Genomic DNA, 18,997 nt, shown 5'->3' with positions numbered 1-18,997 from the left:
CCGCGTGCCGTGTGTCTCGTTGGACGCTCGTCATACCCCTGGGGGGTTGTATCATCCGTCGCATGAGCAAAACCGCGCCGACCAGGGGCTACACCGCGTCCAAGGGAGACCTGCAAGCGCGTCTGCGCCGCATCGAGGGCCAGGTGCGCGGCATCGAGCGCATGGTCGACGAGGACCGGTACTGCATCGACGTGCTCACGCAGATATCGGCGATCCAGGCGGCGCTGGACAAGGTGGCGCTGGGCCTGCTCGACGGCCACGCACGGCACTGCATGCACGAGGGCGCCGCCGAGGGCCGCGCGGACGAGATGGCGAACGAGATGATGGCCGCGATAGGGCGGCTGATGAAGCGCGGTTAGAAGCGCACCGTCTCCAGGCCGCCGAGCTCCTCGACCGCGCTGCGGTCCTCGCGGGCCAGGATCGTCAGCATCCGGACCGCCTCCTCCATCGTCACCAGCCGGCCGCGCGAGACGGAGGCGGCCGGGTCCGGCGTCTCCAGCCACAGCACCGGGTTCTCGTCGTCGCGCCTGACCTGCACGATCGCACCGGACCGGCCCGCGAACACAGCCCAGTTGCCGGCGTGGCGGAGGATCTGCTTCTCGAGGCGGGCCGTGCACTCGTCCAGCGGGCGCAGCAGCGGCAGCGCGGCGTACCCCCGATCGCCGGTCTGGTAGGTCATCTCCAGCATGCCGGGGACCGGGCCGGCGGGCAGTGGGGCCGGTGGCGGGCTGCCGTCCAGGAACATCGGGCCGAGCGTGTCCGCCAGCGTGAACAGCGGCAGGTCGATGCCGTCGCCGACCAGGCGGTCCCAGCGACGTTCCACGGTCAGGTCGTGGCCGTGCGCGTCCCGGACCCGCAGGCGCACGCCGGACGGCAGGCCCGGCAGCTCGCGCGTGAGCAGCGCGGACGCCTCCCGGACGATGGCCACCCCCTCGTGCCAGGGGCCGCCGGGCCACGCGTCCAGCAGCGCGATCGCGGCCCGGGGCGACGGCTCGCGCGTCCACACCCTGTCCGGCCTGGTGCCGCCCGGCAGTTCACCGTCGATGACCTCGCTGCGGTGCACGGCCAGCACCTCGCGCGTGATCGCCGAGACCTCCGGGAAGCGGCGGAACATGTCGGCCGCGCCGACCGGCGTGACCGCGGCCCGGTCCAGCGGGAACGCGATCGGCACCAGTGCGGTCGTGGTCCCGGCCGGGTCGGCCGTGAGCGCCGCGTCGATCAAGATCTCGGCCAGATCCTCACGGTACGAGTCGCGGTCCGCCTGCAGCATGGTGACGATCCCGCCGTCGCCGACGTGGTAGACCGTGACCATCGCGTTCCCGGCGATGGTCAGCGACTGGGTCAGCACCTCGTGCCGCCCGGCCCGGCCCGGCGTCACCGGCCTGCGGCGCGGGCCCGCCAGCAGCTCCGCGATGTCCACGATCACGCGTCCGGGCTGCGCAGCATCGCGAACTCCGGGCGGGCGCGCACGGAGAAACCTATCGACTCGTAGAGGCGGATCGCGGAGACGTTGACGGCGGCCGCGTGCAGGAACGGCGTGGCGCCGCGCTCCCGGATGCCGGCCGCGACCGCGCGGACCAGGCGGGTGGCCAGGCCCTTGCCGCGGAAGTCCGGGTCCGTGCAGACCGCGCTGATCTCGGTCCAGCCCGGCGGCTGGAACCGCTCACCGGCCATCGCGATCAGCCGGCCGTCGTGGCGCAGGCCGAGGTAGGTGCCGAGCTCGACCGTGCGCGGGCCGAACGGGCCCGGCCGGGTGCGGGCGGTCAGGTCCAGCATCTCCGGGATGTCCGCGGGACCGAGTCGTACCGCCTCCGGGTCGGGCTCGGCGACCAGCGAGGTGTCGGACATCTGCACACCGGCCATCTTCTCCACGACAGTCCAGCCCGGCGGCGGGGTGATAACCGGGCCGGTGACCAGCACGTCCGCGGACGGGCCGGCGAGCCGGGCCAGGTCGGCCCACGAGTCCGCATCGGACGGATCGGCGAGCGCGTGGAAAGGGCTTGCCTCGGGCAGAAAACGGGCCGCGGTGCCGGCGCGCTCCGCGAGACGGGCGTGCGGACCGTGGACCAGCGACGCCCATACCGGGTTATCGAGCATGGGGTGAATTGTCGCGCGTACCCAGGCATGGGTCTAGATCAACTACTGGTGACGGCCGTTATGATCGGGCCGTGACAGAGCCGTTCGGATTCCTTCTCGCCTTCAGCGGCGACCACACCGGTGACATCCGGTTCGCCCTCTCCGAGGGCGCCGATGCGCTGCGGTGGCGGGTGCTGCGCGACAGCGCCGGGGTGCTGCGCGGCGGGTCCGAGCCGTTCCTGGCGCGGGCGGAGTCCGGGGAGATCGTGTGCCTGGCGTCCACGGCCGGCGGTGTCGTCGTGTGGACCACGGCGGACCTGGAGACGTGGGACGGGCCACGGCCGCTGCCGGCCGCACCGGCCGGGGCACACCGCGATGCGTTGCTGCCCGCCGTCGCCGCCTCGTCCGCGTCGGCCGCGCTCGGCGTCGACGGGCCGCGCGCCGCACTGCTGCACGCGGGCGGCGCCGTGCACACCTTCCGCGCCGAGGGTGGCACCCTGGTGCAGGAACGCGACGGTGCCCTGGTCAAGCACGGCATAGCCGGCGGCGACGCCGCGATCGTGTTCGCCGGACTCGGCGGCCGCACCTGGTACCTGCTCGCCGCCACCCCCGACGGCCTGCGCCCCTACGTCACCCGCAACCTCGCCGGCGGCGCCTGGCAGCCCGCCGGCGCCGACGGCATGCCCGCCGGCGCCCGTCGCGGCGGCGTGGTGACCGTGACCGAGGACGAGTTCAAGCGCCTCGAGTCACACGCCTGACCAAGGCGTTGACCATGGCCGATTCACCCGCCAAGGTGAATCCATGGCCGCGAATGAAGACTGGTACGAGTGGCACCGCCCGTACGACGAGCCCGGCTCGCCGCTCGCCACCCGGCTCCTCGTCGTGCAACGGCACATAACCGGCTGGCTGGACAGCCGGCCCGGTGAGCTGCTCACCTGCGTCAGCGTGTGCGCCGGCCAGGGCCGCGACCTGCTCGGCGTCCTCGAATCCCGCCCCGACGCCCGCCGCGTCCGGGCCCGCCTCATCGAACTCGACGACCGCAACGTGGCCGCGGCCGAGGCGCACACGGCCCGCGCCGGCCTGAGCGGCGTGGAGATTCTCCGCGCCGACGCCGGCGACCTGGCCAACTATGCGGGCGCCGTCCCCGCCGACCTGCTCCTGTTCGCCGGCGTCCTCGGCAACGTCACGGACGAGGACGCACGCCGCTCGGTGGCCGCGTTCCCGTCGCTGTGCGCCCCCGGCGGCACCGTCATCTGGACCCGCACGCGCGAGGAACCCGACCTCACCCCGGCGATCCGCGGCTGGCTGTCGGACGAAGGCTTCGAGGAACTGGCCTTCGAAGCACCCCCGAACGCGACGTTCTCGGTCGGCGTCCACCGCCTCACCGTCCCCCCGTCCCCCATCACGAAGACCCGCATCTTCACGTTCGTCCGCTGAGCCGCCCGGTGCCCGCGGATGGATCAACGACAATCTCGCCACGCCCCGTACCCGATCGCCTATCGTTTGATGGTCATCGATGTGTGGAGGTGCGGTGTGGAGCGTGTGATCAAGCGGGCGGTCGTGGCTGCGGCGCTGGCGATCGGGGTCGGGGCGGGGAGTCTGGTCGCGGCCGCACCGGCGATGGCGCAGGCGTCGGCGGCGTGGGAATGCCCGTCCGGCAACGTCTGTGTCTGGACCGAGCCGTACGGGACGGGCTCGCGGTGCAACTGGAGTGACGCGGACAGCGACTGGCGCAGTGGCAGCATCAGCTGCTCGTGGTCCGGCAGTCTGCCGGTCAGGTCCATCTACAACAATGGCACGAGCAGCAGTTACGCGGGCGTGGCGCTGTACCGGTCGTCGGGCTACAACGACTTCTACTGGTGCGTTCCCCAGGGCATCCTGCGCAACGACGAGAACGTGTTCCTGCGGTCGCACCGCTGGGTCGCGAGCGCCACGGGCTGCCCGTGAGCCGCCGGTCGATCGGGTGGGCCGCCGCCCTCGCATCGCTCGTGCTGGTGCTGAGCCAGGAAACGGCCCATGCGGCCTCCATACAGCCCGAGCTGATCAGCATCCCCGACGGCGGCGGCCTCGCCCTGGGCGACACCGAGGATCCCGAGGTCAGCGCCGACGGACGTTTCGTCGTCTTCCAGTCCCTGGCCGACAACCTCGTCCCCGGCGACACCAACGGCTGGTACGACGTCTTCCTCCGCGACCGCACGCTCGGCACCACCATCCGGATCAGCACCGGCTACGACGGCACGGACAACCCCGACGGCGCCACCAGCCCCGCGATCAGCGCGGACGGTCGCTTCATCGCGTTCGACTCCTATGCGGAGAACCTCGTCCCGGACGACAGCAACGGCGAGGCGGACGTCTTCGTCTACGACCGGCTCTCCGGGAAGAACACGCTCGCGAGCCTGACCAGCACCGGCCTGCAGGCGATCAAGAACAGCTACAGCCCGTCACTCAGCGCGGACGGACGCTACGTCGCGTTCTCGACGCATGCCCGCAACCTGCTGCAGAGCGAACGCAACGGCCCCCGCCTGCCGGACATCGTGGTCCGCGACATGCTCCTCGGCACCACCACCCAGATCAGCCTGGACCCCAACGGCGTCGGCGGCACCGGCACCCACCTCGATCCGCAGGTCAGCGCGGACGGACGGCACGTCGCGTTCATCTCCTCCTCGCGGGACCTGGTCGGCGACGCGACCTACGGCTACGGCGTCTTCCTCCGCGACCTGCAGACCGGCGTGACCACGCGCGCGGCCCGGACGTCGACCGGCACCCCCGCGGTGGACATCTACGAATATGCGATGAGCCCGGACGCCCGCTACCTCTCCTTCGCCACGCCCCGGACGGACGTGGTCGCCGGCGATCTCAACGGCGCCACCGACGTCTTCTTCCGCGACCTGACCGCCGGCACGACGGAGCTGATCAGCATCGCGGACGACGGCACCCAGGGTGACGGCGACAGCGGCGGCCCGGCGGTCACGCTCAGCGGCGGCTGCGTCGTCTTCACCTCGGTCGCGGCCACGCTGGTCCCGGGCGACACGAACGCGGCCTGGGACATCTTCGTCCGCGACCGCACGGCCGGCACCACGACCCGCCTCTCCGGCAACGCCCCCGCCGGCCACAGCTGGTCCCCGCGCCTCACGCCCGACGGCGCCACCGCGGTCTTCCACACCTACGCCCCGCTCGACCCGTCCGACACGAACGGCGCCTTCGACGCCTACGCCCTGAACCCCGGATGCCCCTGAAACCCCTTCACAAGCAGATTTTCCCACTCACGCCGTGGTTGCGGTCCGCATGCTCCCGCGGGCACCGGTCCCGCCGTGGTCCCGAAACACCCACCCGACCGCTAAATACCGAAATTTCGGGCGCAAAGCGCCCGCACTGGACGGCGGCCGTGCCGCAAGCTCGCGCTCGTCGGCGCCCGCATCGGCACTGATCTCGGCCGCCCCTGCACTGGCCTCAGCCATAGCTGCATTGATCTCGGCCACCCCTGCACTGATCTCAGCCACCCCTGCACTGATCTCAGCCACCGACGCCCGTGGAAGTTTCTCCCAACCCCGGTGAATCTCGGCCACGTCGTGAGACGCAGGCGGTCGAGGAAAGAGGTGCCCAGGCAGACACGCTCTTTGTGTCTGCCTGGACACCGAGTTTCCTCGACCGTGGCGGCGAGCCCGGAGGAGCGGAGCGACGACCAAAAGCTCAGTGCCGACACTGGATCATGGCCTCGGCCAGGGCGGGGTCGGTGTCGAGGTCGTCGGAGGTGGTGAACTTGCCGCCGGTGAAGCCCCAGCCGGGGGAGGGGCTCATGTCCGCGGTGATGCGGTAGAGGTTGCGTCCGTCGGTGCACCGGATGTACTGCGGGGTGAGCGCCTTGCCGTCGATGTCGTGGCAGGCGGTGGACGCTTTCTTCGCGTCGATGGTCTTGCCGGGCTTGAAGGTCTCGGCGCACGACATGAACAGGTCGGCGCCGCGGATCTCCTCGGCGGGCCTGGCCGTGGACGCGACCGGCCTGCTGCAGGCCGTGGTGGTGGCAAGGAGCAGGACATATATGAAGATCATCGATATGGCGGGACGCACGCGACAATGTTGAAGTTAGGTGGGAGCCGAAATCAATCGTGAACTTTTCCCGTCACCCGAACGGGTGATCACGTAGCCGGGTAAAGCCCCCGGGAACGGGCGGCGAGCCGGGTCAGCCCGAGCAGCGCGTCGATGCTGGGCGTGGCCACGCCGACCCGCGCGCCGATCTCGCGCACGGCCGTGACCAGCGCGTCCAGCTCGATCGTGCGGCCCGCCTCCGCGTCCTGGAGCATCGAGGTCTTGAACGCGCCGAGCCTGCGCGTGACCGCGACCCGGTCCTCCGTGCTCTGCGTGATCGGCGCGCCGATCACGGCCCCGATCGCGGCGGCCTCGGTCATCACGCGCTGGATGAACGCGTTGACCAGCGGGTCGTCCAGCACGCGGTCCGCGGTCGCGCCGGTCAGCGCCGAGATCGGGTTCATGGTCATGTTGCCCCAGAGCTTGAACCACACGTCCCGCTGGATCGCGTCACTCACCGTGACCTTGAAGCCGCCACCGCGCAGCAGTTCGGCGGCCTGCGAAGCACGCGCGGACAGGGCGCCGTCCGGCTCGCCGAGGATCAGCTCGTCGCCGGCGGTGAGCAGCGCGTGGCCGGGCGCGGCCTGCCGGGCGGCCAGGTGGACCACGCAGCCGAGCACCTGCGCCGGCGGCAGTGCCGCGGTGGTCACGCCGCCGGGGTCGGCCGAGTCCAGCACGGTGCCGGCGAGCGCGCCGCCGAAGCCGTGGAAGAACCACCAGGGCACGCCGTTCAGCGCCGGGATCAGCACGGTGGACGGCGTGAGCAGCGGCGCGAGCGCGGGTGCCAGCGCGGGCAGGTGGTGTGACTTGACCGCGATCACGACCACGTCCTGCGGGCCGAGGTCCGCCGGGTCCGCGCTCGCGGCCGCGACCGGCGCGGACGCGTCGTTCACGCGCCAGCCGTGGGTACGCAGCGACTCCAGCGTGGCCCCGCGCGCCACGGCCGAGACCGGGATGCCGGCCAGCGCGAGACGGCCACCGATCACGCCGCCGACCGCACCGGCGCCGACCACGCAGACGCTCAGCATTCGATCACGTTCACCGCGAGGCCGCCGCGCGCCGTCTCCTTGTACTTGACCTTCATGTCCGCGCCGGTCTCCTTCATCGTCTTGATGACCTTGTCCAGCGAGACGTGGTGCCGTCCGTCGCCGCGCATCGCCATCTTCGCCGCGGTCACCGCCTTCACCGCGGCCATGCCGTTGCGCTCGATGCACGGGATCTGCACCAGCCCGCCGACGGGATCGCAGGTCAGGCCCAGGTTGTGCTCCATGCCGATCTCGGCCGCGTTCTCCACCTGGGCGGGCGTGCCGCCGAGCACCTCGGTCAGCCCGCCGGCCGCCATCGCGCACGCGGACCCGACCTCGCCCTGGCAGCCGACCTCGGCGCCGGAGATCGAGGCGTTCTCCTTGAAGAGCAGGCCGATCGCGCCCGCGGCCAGCAGGAACCGCACGATGCCGTCGTCGTCCGCGCCGGGCACGAAGTTCTCGTAGTAGTGCAGCACCGCGGGGATGATGCCGGCCGCGCCGTTCGTCGGCGCGGTCACCACCCGGCCGCCGGCCGCGTTCTCCTCGTTCACCGCCATCGCGTAGACGGTCAGCCACTCCATCGCGTGCTCCAGCGGCGACCCGGCCACCCGCAGCTGACGGGCGGTGGTGGCGGCCCGGCGGCGTACCTTCAGGCCGCCCGGGAGCAGCCCTTCGGTGCTGGTGCCGCGGGCGACGCACGCGCGCATCACGTGCCAGATGTCCAGCAGACCCGCGCGGATCTCCGCCTCGGTCCGCCAGGCGGTCTCGTTGCGCAACATGATGGCCGAGATCGACAGCCCGGTCTCGCGGGTCAACCGCAAGAGCTCGTCGCCGGTACGGAACGGGTGCCGCACCACCGTGTCGTCGACCTTGACCCGGTCCGCGCCCGCGGCCTCCTCGTCCACGACGAACCCGCCGCCGACCGAGTAGTACGTCTTCTCCAGCAGCGTCGCCCCGCCCTCGTCGAAGGCGTGCAGCGTCATGCCGTTCGCGTGGTAGGGCAGCGACCGGCGCCGGTGCAGCACCAGGTCCGTGCCCGGGTCGAAGCGGATCTCGTGCGCGCCCAGCAGCGACAGCGTGCCGGTCGCGTGCACGTGCTGCACGCGCTCGTCCGCGGTGGCGATGTCGACCGTGTCCGGCGCATCACCCTCCAGGCCCAGCAGTACCGCCTTGGGCGTGCCGTGCCCGTGCCCGGTCGCGCCCAGCGATCCGAACAGCTCCGCCCGCACGCTGCTCGTGTGCGCCAGCAGGCCCTCGTCCTTGAGCCGGTGCACGAACCTCCGGGCCGCCCGCATCGGGCCGACCGTGTGCGAGCTGGACGGGCCGATGCCGACCGAGAAGAGGTCAAAGACCGAGATGGCCACGTTGCTTGTCTCCGTCATGTCTCACCGGGTGATCCGTCGCTACGGTATCCCGGACGCGTTGATAGGTTCGCCGCTGATGCACAAGGCTGTTCCCCGGTTCGCCTCCGGTGAACGTCCGACCTGGGGGAGCGAGATGAGTCGTCCGGCTGTGCGCGTGGTCTCACCCACCGAGGAACGGAACCCGGCCACCGCCGGGATCGACCGCCTGGACACGCTCGGCATGCTGCGGCTGATCAACGCGCAGGACGCGCTGGTGGCGGCCTCGGTCGCGGGCGCGCTGCCCGCGCTGGCCCGCGCCGTCGACCTGGCGGTGACGGCCCTCCGCCAGAACGGGCGGGTGCACTACGCGGGCGCGGGCTCGTCCGGGCGGCTCGGCGTGATGGACGCGGCCGAGATCCCGCCGACCTACGGCTACCCGCCCGACCGGTTCGTGGCGCACCTGGCCGGCGGTCCGGCCGCGATGACCGCGGCCGTGGAGGAGGTCGAGGACGATCCCGCGCTCGGGCGCGCGGACCTCGCGGGCGTGACCGCGTCGGACCTGGTCGTGGGGTTGGCGGCCTCCGGGCGTACCCCCTATGTCTCGGGAGCTTTTGAATCGGCGCGCGCCGTGGGGGCGCCGACCGTGCTGATCACCGCGAACCCGCACGCGACGCTGGCCGTGGACGTGCTGGTCTGCGCGGACACCGGCCCCGAGGCGATCGCCGGCTCCACGCGGATGAAGGCCGGCACCGCGCAGAAGATGCTGCTGCACACGTTCTCCACCGCGGTGATGGTCCGGATGGGGCGCACGTTCTCGAACTTGATGGTCGACGTGCGCGCCAAGAACGCGAAGCTGCGCGGCCGGATGCTGGCCACGCTCGCGGAGGCCACGGGCGCGGGCGACCGGGAGTGCCGGGAGGCGCTGTCCGCGGCGGACGGCGACCTGAAGGTGGCGATCACCGCGCTGCTCGCGGACGCGGACCCGCCGGCGGCCCGTCGTGCTCTCGAAGCCGGCGACGGAGTGGTACGCGACGCGCTCGCCCGTCTCGGCCGGGCCTGACCGATGGGCCCGGTCGTCGGGATCGACGTCGGCGGCTCCGGGATGCGCGGGCGCGCGGTGCACGGCGACCGGGTGCTGGCGGAGCTGTCCTGGCCGGGGCCGGTGCGGATCTCCGGTGCGTCGCTGGGGTCGCGTGTCGGTGAGCTGGTGCGCGCGCTCGCTGCCGATGCCGAGTCGGTGGCGATCGGGTGCGCGGGCGTGGCCACGTTCGGTGCCGCGCTGTCGGAACCGCTGGCCGCGGCCGTGCCGGCACCGTGCGTGGCGGTCTGCTCCGACCTGCTGACCGCGTATGCGGGCGGTCTCGGGCTGTCGGCTGACGCGCTCCTGGCCGACGGCGGCGCGGGTGTGGTGCTGGCGGCCGGTACCGGGGCGGTCGCGTTCGGCGGATCGTCGCGCACCGGCTGGCGGCGGGCGGACGGCTGGGGACACCTGCTCGGCGACGACGGCGGCGGCGCGTGGATCGGTCGTGCCGGGATGAACACGGCGCTGCGCGCAGCGGACAGGCGGCACGGTGGGTCCGCGGTGCTCCTGGAGCTGCTGCGCGCACGCGTGGGAGAGCCGTCCACGGTGGTCGCGGCGCTGACCGGGCGCGCGGATCGGGCGGGCATGCTGGCGGCGTTCGCACCCGCGGTGATCGAGGCGGCGGGGGTGGACGCAGCAGCGGCCGGGGTCGTCCGTGACGCGGCCGCGCATCTGGCGGACACGGCAGCGGCGGTGCTGGATCCGGGAGCGGCCGCAACGGTGACGGCCGGCTCGGGGGAGGTCGCGGTGACGGGCGGGCTGGTGCGGCCGGGCGGGATTCTCGCGGGTCTGCTGGAGGACGCGCTGGCCGCACGGGGTCTCGTTGTCCGGCGGCCAGCGGGCACACCGCTGGACGGAGCCGTGGCACTGGCCGCAGCCGTTGCCCGCGGACGCCTGCCTGCGGAGTTGGCGACGGCCGCCGCCCTGACCGTCCGTCCCCAAGCGTGATCGCCAGGGCGCCCTGTGCCCGACATTTCGGTAAATAGCCTCCCGCGCGCCGAAGGCCCGAAACGGCCGAGTCTCGCCGCGAACCGACGGTAAGCAGAACAACGGTGGAACCGGCGCCTCGCGCCCGAAATATCCGCCTGTCCGGGGCTACCGACCCGAGAAACGCGACACCCCTCCGCGCCGGGCCCAACCAGGGGATTCGGAGCCTCACCCCGTACCGGATGGGTGGTTGTCGGCAGTCCCACAGCACACCATCCGATGTGAACCGGGGACCGAACCTGCCCGTGGAAACCAGCCATTTCCACAGACCGCAGGGGGAAGATCCATGTCCACGATACCGCGCAAAGCGGGCGCCGCCATCGCCGCCGCGCTGATAGCCGGCTCCGGCGTCTACCTGCTCGCGCCGCCGGCGGCGGACGCGTCCAGCCACCGCGAGGCGCCGCTGATCGCCTCCGACCCGGCCGTCGACAACACCGACTTCTACGCGTTCACCAGCCCGGACCGGCCAGGGTTCGTCACGTTCATCCTCAACGTCATGCCGTTCGAGGCGCCGGACGGCGGGCCGAACTTCTTCCCGTTCGCCACGGACGCCACCTACAACATCAAGGTCGACAACGACGGCGACGCCAAGCCGGACGTGCACTTCAAGTGGACGTTCCGCACGGACGACCGGCGCGGCAACAAGACGTTCCTCTACAACGACGGGCCGGTGACCTCGCTCGACGACGAGAACCTGCTGGTCCGGCAGTCCTACAAGCTGGAGGCCTCGTTCGACGGCGGCCCGTTCCAGCTGGCGACGGGCAACGCGCCGGTCGCGCCGTCCCGGGTCGGGAACGCGTCGATGCCGGACTACGGCACGCTCCGCGACGCCGCCTCGATCAAGCTCGACGGCGGCTGGCGGATCTTCGCGGGACAGGCGGACGACCCGTTCTTCCTGGACCTGCGCGTGTTCGACCTGCTCTACGGCGGCGACCTGAGCGAGACCGGCAACGACTCGCTGCGCGGCTTCAACGTCAACACGATCGCGCTGGAGGTGCCGTACAAGGACGTCGCGCTCGGCCACGACGGCACCCGCAACCCGGTGATCGGCGCGTGGAGCACCACCGAACGCCCGAAGGTGCGCATCACCGGCGAGAACCGCGGCGTGACCGGCGAGACCGTGCAGGTGTCCCGGCTCGGCAACCCGCTGATCAACGAGGTGATCGTGCCGGCCGGCCTGAAGGACACGTTCAACGCGTCCCGCCCGGACCAGGACGCCGGCAACCCGGCGCTGGTCGCCCGGGTCAACGACCCTGAGGTGCCGCAACTGCTCCAGAAGATCTACAACGTGCCCGCGCCGGCCGCACCCCGCGCCGACCTGGCCGAGATCTTCCTGACCGGCCTCACCACCAAGGCCGGCGGCCCCATCCCGGCGGACCTGAACTCCCAGCTGCTCAACCCGGACACGAACCCGGACGCGTTCCGCCCGTCCGAGCAGCTGCGACTCAACCTCAGCACGCCGGTCACGGCCGAACCGTCCCGCCTCGGCGTGCTCGGCGGCGACCTGCAGGGCTTCCCGAACGGCCGCCGGCTCACCGACGACGTCGTGGACATCTCGCTGCAGGCGCTGGTCGGCGCCGCCCAGACCGGCAAGCTCGTCGACGCGCTCGGCGCCGGCGACAAGGTCGACGCGAACGACCAGGGCTTCTTGGCCACGTTCCCGTACGTGGCGCTGCCGAACACGGCACTGACCGGCAACCCGGCCGCACCGGCGGCCAACCAGGAGGGCACCGGCGCGGCGATCGACCCGGCGCTGGCCGCGCAGTCCTCGCCGCTGGGCGAGGCCATGCTGACCACGGCCGCGGCCGGACTCGCGGGTGCGGCCGGCGCGGCGCTGGTGGTCTTCGGACTGCTCTGGCGTCGCCGGCAGACCGCGGCGGTGGCCGCCCCGTTGCCGGCCCCGGTCGCGTTCACACCGGGACGTGCGGTGGGCAGCGCCCGGGTCGACGAACCCACGTTGCCGCCGGCCAGCGACCCCTTCAAGACCAAGATCGACTGAGCGCGGGTACGAGTCATGGCTGACACGAAGAGTCTGATGCAGGCCGCCGCGGTGGTCGTCACGGCCGCGGTCGCGGTCACGATCGGCGCGGCGCTGCTCCACCGGCCGTCCCCGGCGATCACCCCGGCCGCCGCGGCCCCGCGGACGGACACGATCACGGTCCTTCAGGATCGGCTGCGGCTCGTACCCGACGACTGGCGGTCCTGGGCGCGTCTCGGCGCGCTCTGGGTCGACAGGGCGCGGAGCGACGGCGACCCCGGCAACTATGCCAAGGCCGAGGCGGCCGTCCGTCGCTCCTACGCGCTGCACCCGGACGGGAACACGGACGCGCTGGTCGCGGACGGGATGCTGGCGAACGCGCGGCACGACTTCGCCGCCGCGCGCGACCTGGCCACCTCCGCGCTGGCGCTCAACGACCATGACGCGGCGGCGCAGGCGGTGCTGGCGGACGCGCTGACCCAGCTCGGTCCCGCCGGCACCGCCACGGACGCGGTCCAGCGGTTGCTCGATCTCCGGCCGGGGCTCACCGCGTACACCCGGGGCTCCTATGACCTTGAACTTCGTGGTGACGATGCCGGGGCGGAGGACCTGATGTCGCGCGCGCTCACGTCCGCCACCTCTCCGCCGGACGTCGCGTTCTGCCGCGCCCAGCTCGGTGACCTGGCCTGGCAGCGCGGCGACCTGGCCGGCGCGGCCGCGCACTACGAGGCCGGACTGGTCGCGGACCCGGGCAATGTGGCGCTGCGGCGCGGGCAGGCGAGGGTGGCGTCGTCGCCCGAGCTCTGGGCGGCGCTGCCACCCGAGGCCTCGCACCTGATGGAGTACGCGGACCTGCTGCACTCGCTCGGCCGCGACGACGAGGCCCGGGTGCAGCTGACGCTCGCGAAGGCCCAGCACGACCTGTTCACCGCCGCCGGCGGCGTCGACGGGATCACCGGCGCACACCTGGCGATCGCGCTCGGCGACCCGTCCGCCGCCGTCGCGGCCGCCGCGGCCGAATGGGAGCGGCGGAAGCACCCGGACGTGGCCGACGCCTACGCCTGGGCGCTGCACGCGGCCGGCCGCGACGCGGAGGCGCTGCCGCTGGCACAGGAGGCGTTGCGCGGCGGGGCACGCCCCGCGTCCTACCTCTACCACCTCGGCGTCATCTCCTCGTCCCGCCCGCTCCTCGAGGAGGCGCTGGCCCGCAACCCGATGTTCTCGCCGACCGGCGCCGCAGACGCGCGTCGTCTCCTGGAGGTGACCGCATGATCCGGCGTGCGCTGCTGGGGCTGGCCTTCGTGCTGGCCGTCGTGTTGTGGCCGGGCTCGCCCGCGGCCGCGCACCCGCTCGGCAACCTGTCGACGAACCAGTACGTGGGCCTGACGATCCGGCCGTCCTCGGTCACCGCGCTCGCCGTCCTCGACCTGGCCGAGCTGCCGACGCTCCAGGGCCCGGAGCCGACGTGCCCGCAGTTCGCCTCCGCCGTGTCGCTGCGCGTCGACGGCCGGCCGGCAGAATGGGTGGTGGAGACGTCGTCGTTCGCCTACGCACCCGGCACCGGGGGCCTGCGGACGAGCCGCCTGACCTGCTCACTGCGCGCCGACGTGCGGGTGACCTCACAGATCACCATCGACAACGGGTACGGTCCGTCGCGGGTCGGCTGGCACGAGATCACCGCGGTCGCGGTCGACGGCGTGCGGCTCGTCGACCCGCCGGTGCCCGCGACCAGCATCTCCGACGTGCTGCGTACGTACCCGGTGGATCCGCTGGCGTCGTCGCCGTCCGTGCGGTCCGCGGAGCTGCGGGTCGCGCCGGGTTCCTCGCCCGGGTCGCCCGGCGTGTCTCCCACATCGGACATATCAGGATTTGGGTGGCTGGCGGCGGCGGAGGCGGAGTTCCAGCGGCTCGCCGCCGGCCGGCTGACACCGGCCGTGGGGGTGCTGGCCGTGGTCCTGGCGCTGCTGCTCGGCGCCGGGCACGCGGCACTGCCCGGCCACGGCAAACTCGTGATGGCCGGATACGCGGTGGCTTCCTCCGCCGGCTCCGGCGCCCGGCGCTGGTGGGACGCGTCCGTGGTGGTGGCGACCGTGACGGCGTCGCACACCGGCGGGGTGCTGCTGGTCGGCCTGCTCCTGACCGCGACGTCGCTGGTGGGGGAGCGGGTGCTGGGCGTGCTGGGGGTGGTGAGCGGGGTCGTCGTGGTCGCGGTGGGCGTGGGAATGCTCCGGAACCGTTCCCGGACGCACGATCACCACCACGGTCCCGGCGGCCACACGCACGACGTGCCCGGCCATGACGTGCCCGGCCACGGCGAGGCCGGCGACCTCGGGCCTGGGCACGGTCATGGGCACCGCCACGGGCACGGGCATGAGGTGGCGGGCGGTGTCGCGGTGCTGATGAGGCCCACGATCACCGGGCCCCGGGTTGCCTCCGGTGCGGCGGTTCCCGGAGCCAACGAACGCCGCGAACACGGCCACGGACGCGGTCATGGCGTCAACCGCGGGCGCGTGTCAGGCCACGGTGCCGGCGTCAACGAGGGCCACAACCACGCGGAGGATCACAGCCATACGGAGGTTCACGGTCACGGCGCGGGTCATGACCACGGCGGGGGGCACAGTCACGCCGAGGAACCGCACCGTCACGACGACCACGACCACGACCACAGCCACGGCGCATCACGGTCCGGGCGGCGGCTGAGCCTCGCCGGGATCGGCCTGGCCGGTGGCCTGGTCCCGAGCCCGAGCGCCGTGGTAGTCCTGCTCGGTGCGATCGCGCTGGGCCGTACCGCGTTCGGCATCCTCCTGGTCATCGCCTACGGCATAGGCATGGCTGCCACCCTCACCGTGGTCGGCCTCCTCCTGGCCGCGATCCGTCACCGCCTCGGCCACCTCCCGCAGCTCCCACGCCCGCTCCGGCGACTGCCCGCCCTGCTCCCGCGGGCCACCGCAACCCTGGTGATCATCGTCGGCATCGGCATGGCCCTCCGCGCGACACTGCTGATCTGACCCTTCCCGGCCCCGAGGGACCGCAGACCGGCGATCGGTCGGCGGTCCCTTCCCGTCCCTCACCACATCCCGCGCCGCCGAGGTCCCATGGCCGGCAAGCGCTGGGCCCTTCCTGACGTGAGAGCTCGGCCGACCGTGTGAACGGCCGGTGCGGCGGGCCGCGCCGGGGCCTCAAGACGGCGTAGGCGGCGCGCTCATCGCGGCCGCCAGGAACGTGATGGCCCAGCTGCGGGCCGCCTCGCCACCGGGCGTCGAGTGGCCGGCCGATCCCGGCTGGTTGTAGACCTCGATCCGGTCGACCGCCGCCACGGCCAGGATGCCGCGGATCCGGAACCACAGCTCCCCTTCCGTCAGATGGGGGAGCGCACGCTGGAACGCCGTCTGGAAGCGTCCCCGGATCTCGCTCTCGGCGGGCCCGGTCCAGCTGCGGGCCTCCTTGGCCGGGTCGCAGATGATCGTCACGATCAGGCGGGACGTGCGGGCGCCGTTCTCGTCGCCGGCCCGCATGCCGTCGAACATCGGCCCGGCGAACGCCTCCACCAGTTCGGCGACGGTCGGTTCCGAGGTGCGCGCCAGGAGGCGGTCGAGGCCGGCGGACTGGGCGGCGTTGATCGGGGCGACGACGCGGCGGGCCACCGCGGCCATCAGCTCCGCCTTGGAGCCGAAGTGGTAGCCGACCGCGGCCAGGTTCACCTTGGCCAGGTCGGTGATCGCGCGGACCGAGGTGCCGCGGAAGCCGCGCTCGGCGAAGAGGTGTTCGGCCGCGTCGAGGATCTGGGTGCGGGTGTCGGGCGGTGCCATGCGTGCGTACTATACAGACGTATGATTCAAACGAACGTATGAATGAGGGATCATGAAGCTGCTCGTGTACGGCGCCGGGGTTCTCGGCAGCCAGCTCGCCGTCCGGATGCACGAGGCCGGCCACGACGTCACGCTGCTCGCCCGCGGTGAACGGCTGGCCGCGCTGCGCCGGGACGGTGTGCTGCTCGCCGCGCCGGACAGTCCGGAGGTCAGGGCGGTCCGTGTTCCGGTCGTCGACCGGCCGGCCGGCGACTACGACCTGATCACGGTCCTGGTCCGCACCCACCAGGTCGACGGGATCCTGCCGTCGCTCGCCGACGCCGGCGGCGACGTGCTGTTCCTGATCAACTGGGCGGCCGGACCGGAGCCGCTGGGCGCGGTGATCGGCCGGGAGCGCGTGCTGCTCGGCTTCGGTACGAACGGCGGCACCATGGACGGCCACGTGGTCCGCCACCGCGCCGCCAACCTGCTGGTCCGCCTGACCCCGATGCCGGTCGGCGAGCCGGACGGCCGCGTGACGCCACGCCTGACCCGGATCGTGGGGGAGTTCCGTGCCGCCGGGTTCAACACGAAGGCCGAGCCGCGGATGGACGACTGGCTGAGGACGCACGCGGCGTTCGAGGTGCCGCTCGGGCAGGCCGTGCACGCGGCGGGCGGACCGGTGGCGCTGTCCGGGGATCCGGCCGCGGTCCGCCGGATGCTCCACGTCATCCGGCAGAACCTGGCCGCGATGCCGGCGTCGCCGTACCCCCGTGGTTTCACGGCTTTGCAGACGCTGCCGGAAGGACTGCTCGTGCCGGTGCTGCGCCGGTTCCTCCGCAGCGACACCGCGGTCAACAGCGGCCTCTCCGCGGATTCGGCGGCGGCGATCGGAGAACTCGATCACCTGGCGGCGCAGCTGCGCGCGCGTGAAAGCGCCCGATAGCCTGCCGCGCTGCCGGATTTAACGGATATGGGCACCCTATAAAGACTTTTGCCATAGCTTGTACGTATGGGACTTCGTCAGAGGCGAGAGGGACCGCGGATCACGATGCCGACCGCCGCGGTCCTGCGGCACATGCTGCAGAGCCCGACCGATTCCTGCTACGGGCTCGCGCTGGCGGAGGCGACCGGATTTCCGTCGGGCACGATCTATCCGGTGCTCGCCCGGCTGGAGGCGGCAGGGTGGGTGACCAGCTTCTGGGAGCGCGAGGAACCCGCGGTACTGGAACGGCCGCGACGCCGGATGTATCAGCTGACCGGTGTGGGGGCGCATGCTGCCCGGACAGCCCTGGCTACTACCTATCAGGCGTTGGGGCTGCCTGCTTTCGGATTCCCGCAGGCGCCGAGTCCGCAGGTGGGCCCGTCATGATTCCGCAGGAGTCCTTGGCTGCTGCCAAGGCGGAGTCGGCAAGGCGTTACGCCAGAATTTATTCCATCTCCATGGGCGTCATTTTACTGCCAGTTTTACCGGTCATCGGCGCATTCGGCGGCCCTGCTTGCTTCGCCTACGTCCTCTTTGGCGTGGGGTCTGTTGTCGTTGTCATCCTCGCCGTTGTTGCAACCATCGGCGTTTGTAAGTTGGCACGATTGGTCAAGTTGGCACGACCTGGCCGGACAAGGAGCTGGCTTGCAGGAGCTCGGCAGCGGCTGAGGAACCCGTTCTCCCGCGGGCGGCACATTCGCGCCGGTAGCCCGGAGTCGCAGCTGGTCGCAAACGACAAGGGTCGGCTCGTCGCGTTCCTGCTGCGCAGCGCCCTGGCGCAGCTCCCCGAGCCGGTGCGGGATCGGTGGAGTGAGGAGTGGGCGGACCACTGCAGCTGCCAGGAAGGATGGCGGCTCGTGTGGTGGGCGCTCTGCCTGCGCGCCACCGCCGCCCGCACCGGCCGGGAGATCCGCCGTGCACACCTCCCGCTCAGCGGGAACTGATCACATCACGCGGAATTGTCCGCGCGGACCCTATAAAGACACACAGGATAGGAGGCCGGTCGATGGTGCCGTCGTGGATGCTCGCCGTGAAAGCCGTTGTCCAGCCGCTTGCCGGCGCTCTGCCCGCGTTGATCCTTGTCATCTTCGTCGGCTTCCTCGGCCTCGTGGCGCTCGCCTGTCAGGGGGAGCGCCGCACCTACGCCCTCGAATACGCCGAGAAGTTCATCAGCCTCGCCCGCGTTCTCATCGGCGTGCCGTCCGAGCCGGCCAGCCGATGAGAAACGCGTGGTGACGATGGATCAGGCCTGCTTCGTCTCCCAGAAGATCGTGGAGATCTCCTCGATCTTGGCGAGCAGCTGGTCCGCCACCGCCGTGTCCGCCGCCCCCTTGGCGCCGCCCGCGCCGGCGAGCTTCGTGGCCTCGTTGAACAGCGCGTGCAGCTGCGGGTACTTCTCGAAGTGCGGCGGCTTGAAGTAGTCGGTCCACAGCACCCACAGGTGGTGCTTGACCAGCTCCGCGCGCTGCTCCTTGATCAGCAGCGCCCGCGTGCGGAACTCCGGATCGGTGCTGGCCTGGTACTTCTCCGCGATGGCCTTCACGGACTGGGCCTCGATGCGGGCCTGCGCCGGGTCGTAGACGCCGCACGGCAGGTCGCAGTGCGCGCTGGCGACCAGCGTAGGGGTGAGGAAACGCGGGAGACGCAA

21 protein-coding genes are annotated in these 18,997 nt (G+C 72.1%); 14 read left to right on the top strand and 7 right to left on the bottom strand.

Annotated features, from left to right (window positions below):
- Positions 1 to 62 precede the first annotated feature (62 nt).
- Complete coding sequence (locus OP04_RS34805) at positions 63 to 359, top strand: metal-sensitive transcriptional regulator (protein ID WP_033344173.1); 297 nt, start codon at positions 63 to 65, stop codon at positions 357 to 359.
- Here OP04_RS34805 and OP04_RS34800 read toward each other — a convergent pair.
- The gene (locus tag OP04_RS34800) at positions 356 to 1,426 is read right to left on the bottom strand and encodes a hypothetical protein (protein WP_033344172.1); all 1,071 of its coding nucleotides are present in this window, start codon (positions 1,424 to 1,426) and stop codon (positions 356 to 358) included. The two genes, OP04_RS34805 and OP04_RS34800, sit on opposite strands and share 4 nt — an antisense overlap.
- Positions 1,423 to 2,097 carry a GNAT family N-acetyltransferase gene (locus tag OP04_RS34795; protein WP_033344171.1) on the bottom strand — a complete coding sequence of 225 codons (675 nt, stop codon included), beginning with the start codon at positions 2,095 to 2,097 and terminating at the stop codon, positions 1,423 to 1,425. The genes OP04_RS34800 and OP04_RS34795 overlap by 4 nt, the downstream gene beginning before the upstream one ends.
- A gap of 71 nt (positions 2,098 to 2,168) precedes the next feature.
- Between OP04_RS34795 and OP04_RS34790 the strand changes: the two genes are divergently transcribed.
- From OP04_RS34790 to OP04_RS34775, 4 genes are all read left to right on the top strand, one after another.
- Positions 2,169 to 2,834, top strand: coding sequence for a glycoside hydrolase family protein (locus OP04_RS34790; RefSeq protein ID WP_033344170.1), 666 nt, complete (start codon positions 2,169 to 2,171; stop codon positions 2,832 to 2,834).
- Between the two features lie 43 nt (positions 2,835 to 2,877).
- Positions 2,878 to 3,513: a class I SAM-dependent methyltransferase family protein gene (locus OP04_RS34785; protein ID WP_033344169.1), complete on the top strand. Its 636-nt coding sequence runs from the start codon at positions 2,878 to 2,880 to the stop codon at positions 3,511 to 3,513.
- A gap of 96 nt (positions 3,514 to 3,609) precedes the next feature.
- Positions 3,610 to 4,023, top strand: coding sequence for a peptidase inhibitor family I36 protein (locus OP04_RS34780; protein WP_198154079.1), 414 nt, complete (start codon positions 3,610 to 3,612; stop codon positions 4,021 to 4,023).
- Positions 4,020 to 5,312, top strand: a complete 1,293-nt coding sequence (locus OP04_RS34775; RefSeq protein ID WP_033344168.1) for a TolB family protein — start codon at positions 4,020 to 4,022, stop codon at positions 5,310 to 5,312. The genes OP04_RS34780 and OP04_RS34775 overlap by 4 nt, the downstream gene beginning before the upstream one ends.
- A gap of 454 nt (positions 5,313 to 5,766) precedes the next feature.
- Here the strand turns inward: OP04_RS34775 and OP04_RS34770 are convergent, their stop codons facing one another.
- The 3 genes from OP04_RS34770 to OP04_RS34760 all read right to left on the bottom strand — a co-directional run bounded on the left by OP04_RS34770 (position 5,767) and on the right by OP04_RS34760 (position 8,569).
- On the bottom strand, positions 5,767 to 6,144 hold the full coding sequence (locus tag OP04_RS34770) for a hypothetical protein (protein ID WP_033344167.1): 378 nt from the start codon (positions 6,142 to 6,144) through the stop codon (positions 5,767 to 5,769).
- A 68-nt stretch (positions 6,145 to 6,212) separates the two neighbouring features.
- Positions 6,213 to 7,190, bottom strand: coding sequence for a 2-dehydropantoate 2-reductase (locus tag OP04_RS34765; RefSeq protein WP_198154078.1), 978 nt, complete (start codon positions 7,188 to 7,190; stop codon positions 6,213 to 6,215).
- A complete protein-coding gene (locus OP04_RS34760; RefSeq protein WP_198154077.1) occupies positions 7,184 to 8,569 on the bottom strand; it encodes an L-serine ammonia-lyase in 1,386 nt (461 codons plus the stop codon). Before OP04_RS34760 ends, OP04_RS34765 begins: the two co-directional genes overlap by 7 nt.
- A 115-nt stretch (positions 8,570 to 8,684) precedes the next feature.
- On the opposite strand from OP04_RS34760, the gene OP04_RS34755 reads away from it, so the two are divergent.
- The 5 genes from OP04_RS34755 (at position 8,685) to OP04_RS34735 (ending at position 15,584) form a co-directional block, all read left to right on the top strand.
- Positions 8,685 to 9,590 (top strand): N-acetylmuramic acid 6-phosphate etherase, encoded by a 906-nt coding sequence (locus OP04_RS34755; RefSeq protein ID WP_033344166.1) that lies wholly within the window; start codon positions 8,685 to 8,687, stop codon positions 9,588 to 9,590.
- Positions 9,591 to 9,593: 3 nt separating this feature from the next.
- On the top strand, positions 9,594 to 10,559 hold the full coding sequence (locus tag OP04_RS34750) for a BadF/BadG/BcrA/BcrD ATPase family protein (protein WP_033344165.1): 966 nt from the start codon (positions 9,594 to 9,596) through the stop codon (positions 10,557 to 10,559).
- 325 nt (positions 10,560 to 10,884) lie between these two features.
- Positions 10,885 to 12,597 carry a DUF4331 domain-containing protein gene (locus OP04_RS34745; protein ID WP_063746740.1) on the top strand — a complete coding sequence of 571 codons (1,713 nt, stop codon included), beginning with the start codon at positions 10,885 to 10,887 and terminating at the stop codon, positions 12,595 to 12,597.
- A gap of 15 nt (positions 12,598 to 12,612) precedes the next feature.
- A complete protein-coding gene (locus OP04_RS34740) occupies positions 12,613 to 13,848 on the top strand; it encodes a tetratricopeptide repeat protein (protein ID WP_033344164.1) in 1,236 nt (411 codons plus the stop codon).
- Positions 13,845 to 15,584: a sulfite exporter TauE/SafE family protein gene (locus OP04_RS34735; RefSeq protein WP_051799545.1), complete on the top strand. Its 1,740-nt coding sequence runs from the start codon at positions 13,845 to 13,847 to the stop codon at positions 15,582 to 15,584. Before OP04_RS34740 ends, OP04_RS34735 begins: the two co-directional genes overlap by 4 nt.
- Before the next feature lie 171 nt (positions 15,585 to 15,755).
- Here the strand turns inward: OP04_RS34735 and OP04_RS34730 are convergent, their stop codons facing one another.
- A complete protein-coding gene (locus OP04_RS34730; RefSeq protein WP_033344163.1) occupies positions 15,756 to 16,385 on the bottom strand; it encodes a TetR/AcrR family transcriptional regulator in 630 nt (209 codons plus the stop codon).
- A gap of 52 nt (positions 16,386 to 16,437) precedes the next feature.
- Here OP04_RS34730 and OP04_RS34725 point away from each other — a divergent pair, with 52 nt between their 5' ends.
- The 4 genes from OP04_RS34725 to OP04_RS34715 all read left to right on the top strand — a co-directional run bounded on the left by OP04_RS34725 (position 16,438) and on the right by OP04_RS34715 (position 18,571).
- Positions 16,438 to 17,310, top strand: a complete 873-nt coding sequence (locus OP04_RS34725) for a ketopantoate reductase family protein (protein WP_033344162.1) — start codon at positions 16,438 to 16,440, stop codon at positions 17,308 to 17,310.
- 105 nt (positions 17,311 to 17,415) lie between these two features.
- Positions 17,416 to 17,736 (top strand): PadR family transcriptional regulator, encoded by a 321-nt coding sequence (locus OP04_RS34720; RefSeq protein ID WP_198154076.1) that lies wholly within the window; start codon positions 17,416 to 17,418, stop codon positions 17,734 to 17,736.
- Entirely contained in the window at positions 17,733 to 18,293 is a 561-nt protein-coding gene (locus OP04_RS53880) for a hypothetical protein (RefSeq protein WP_157240790.1), read from the top strand. Before OP04_RS34720 ends, OP04_RS53880 begins: the two co-directional genes overlap by 4 nt.
- A 62-nt stretch (positions 18,294 to 18,355) precedes the next feature.
- The gene (locus OP04_RS34715) at positions 18,356 to 18,571 is read left to right on the top strand and encodes a hypothetical protein (protein ID WP_033344161.1); all 216 of its coding nucleotides are present in this window, start codon (positions 18,356 to 18,358) and stop codon (positions 18,569 to 18,571) included.
- 21 nt (positions 18,572 to 18,592) lie between these two features.
- Here OP04_RS34715 and sodN read toward each other — a convergent pair whose 3' ends face one another.
- Entirely contained in the window at positions 18,593 to 18,997 is a 405-nt protein-coding gene (gene sodN, locus OP04_RS34710) for a superoxide dismutase, Ni (protein WP_033344160.1), read from the bottom strand.

It is taken from the genome of Catenuloplanes japonicus, assembly GCF_000717135.1.
In the GTDB taxonomy this organism is placed as follows: Bacteria; Actinomycetota; Actinomycetes; order Mycobacteriales; family Micromonosporaceae; genus Catenuloplanes; species Catenuloplanes japonicus.
The sequence above is the reverse complement of the archived record's forward strand: the minus strand, read 5'-3'. Positions and strand labels throughout refer to the sequence as shown.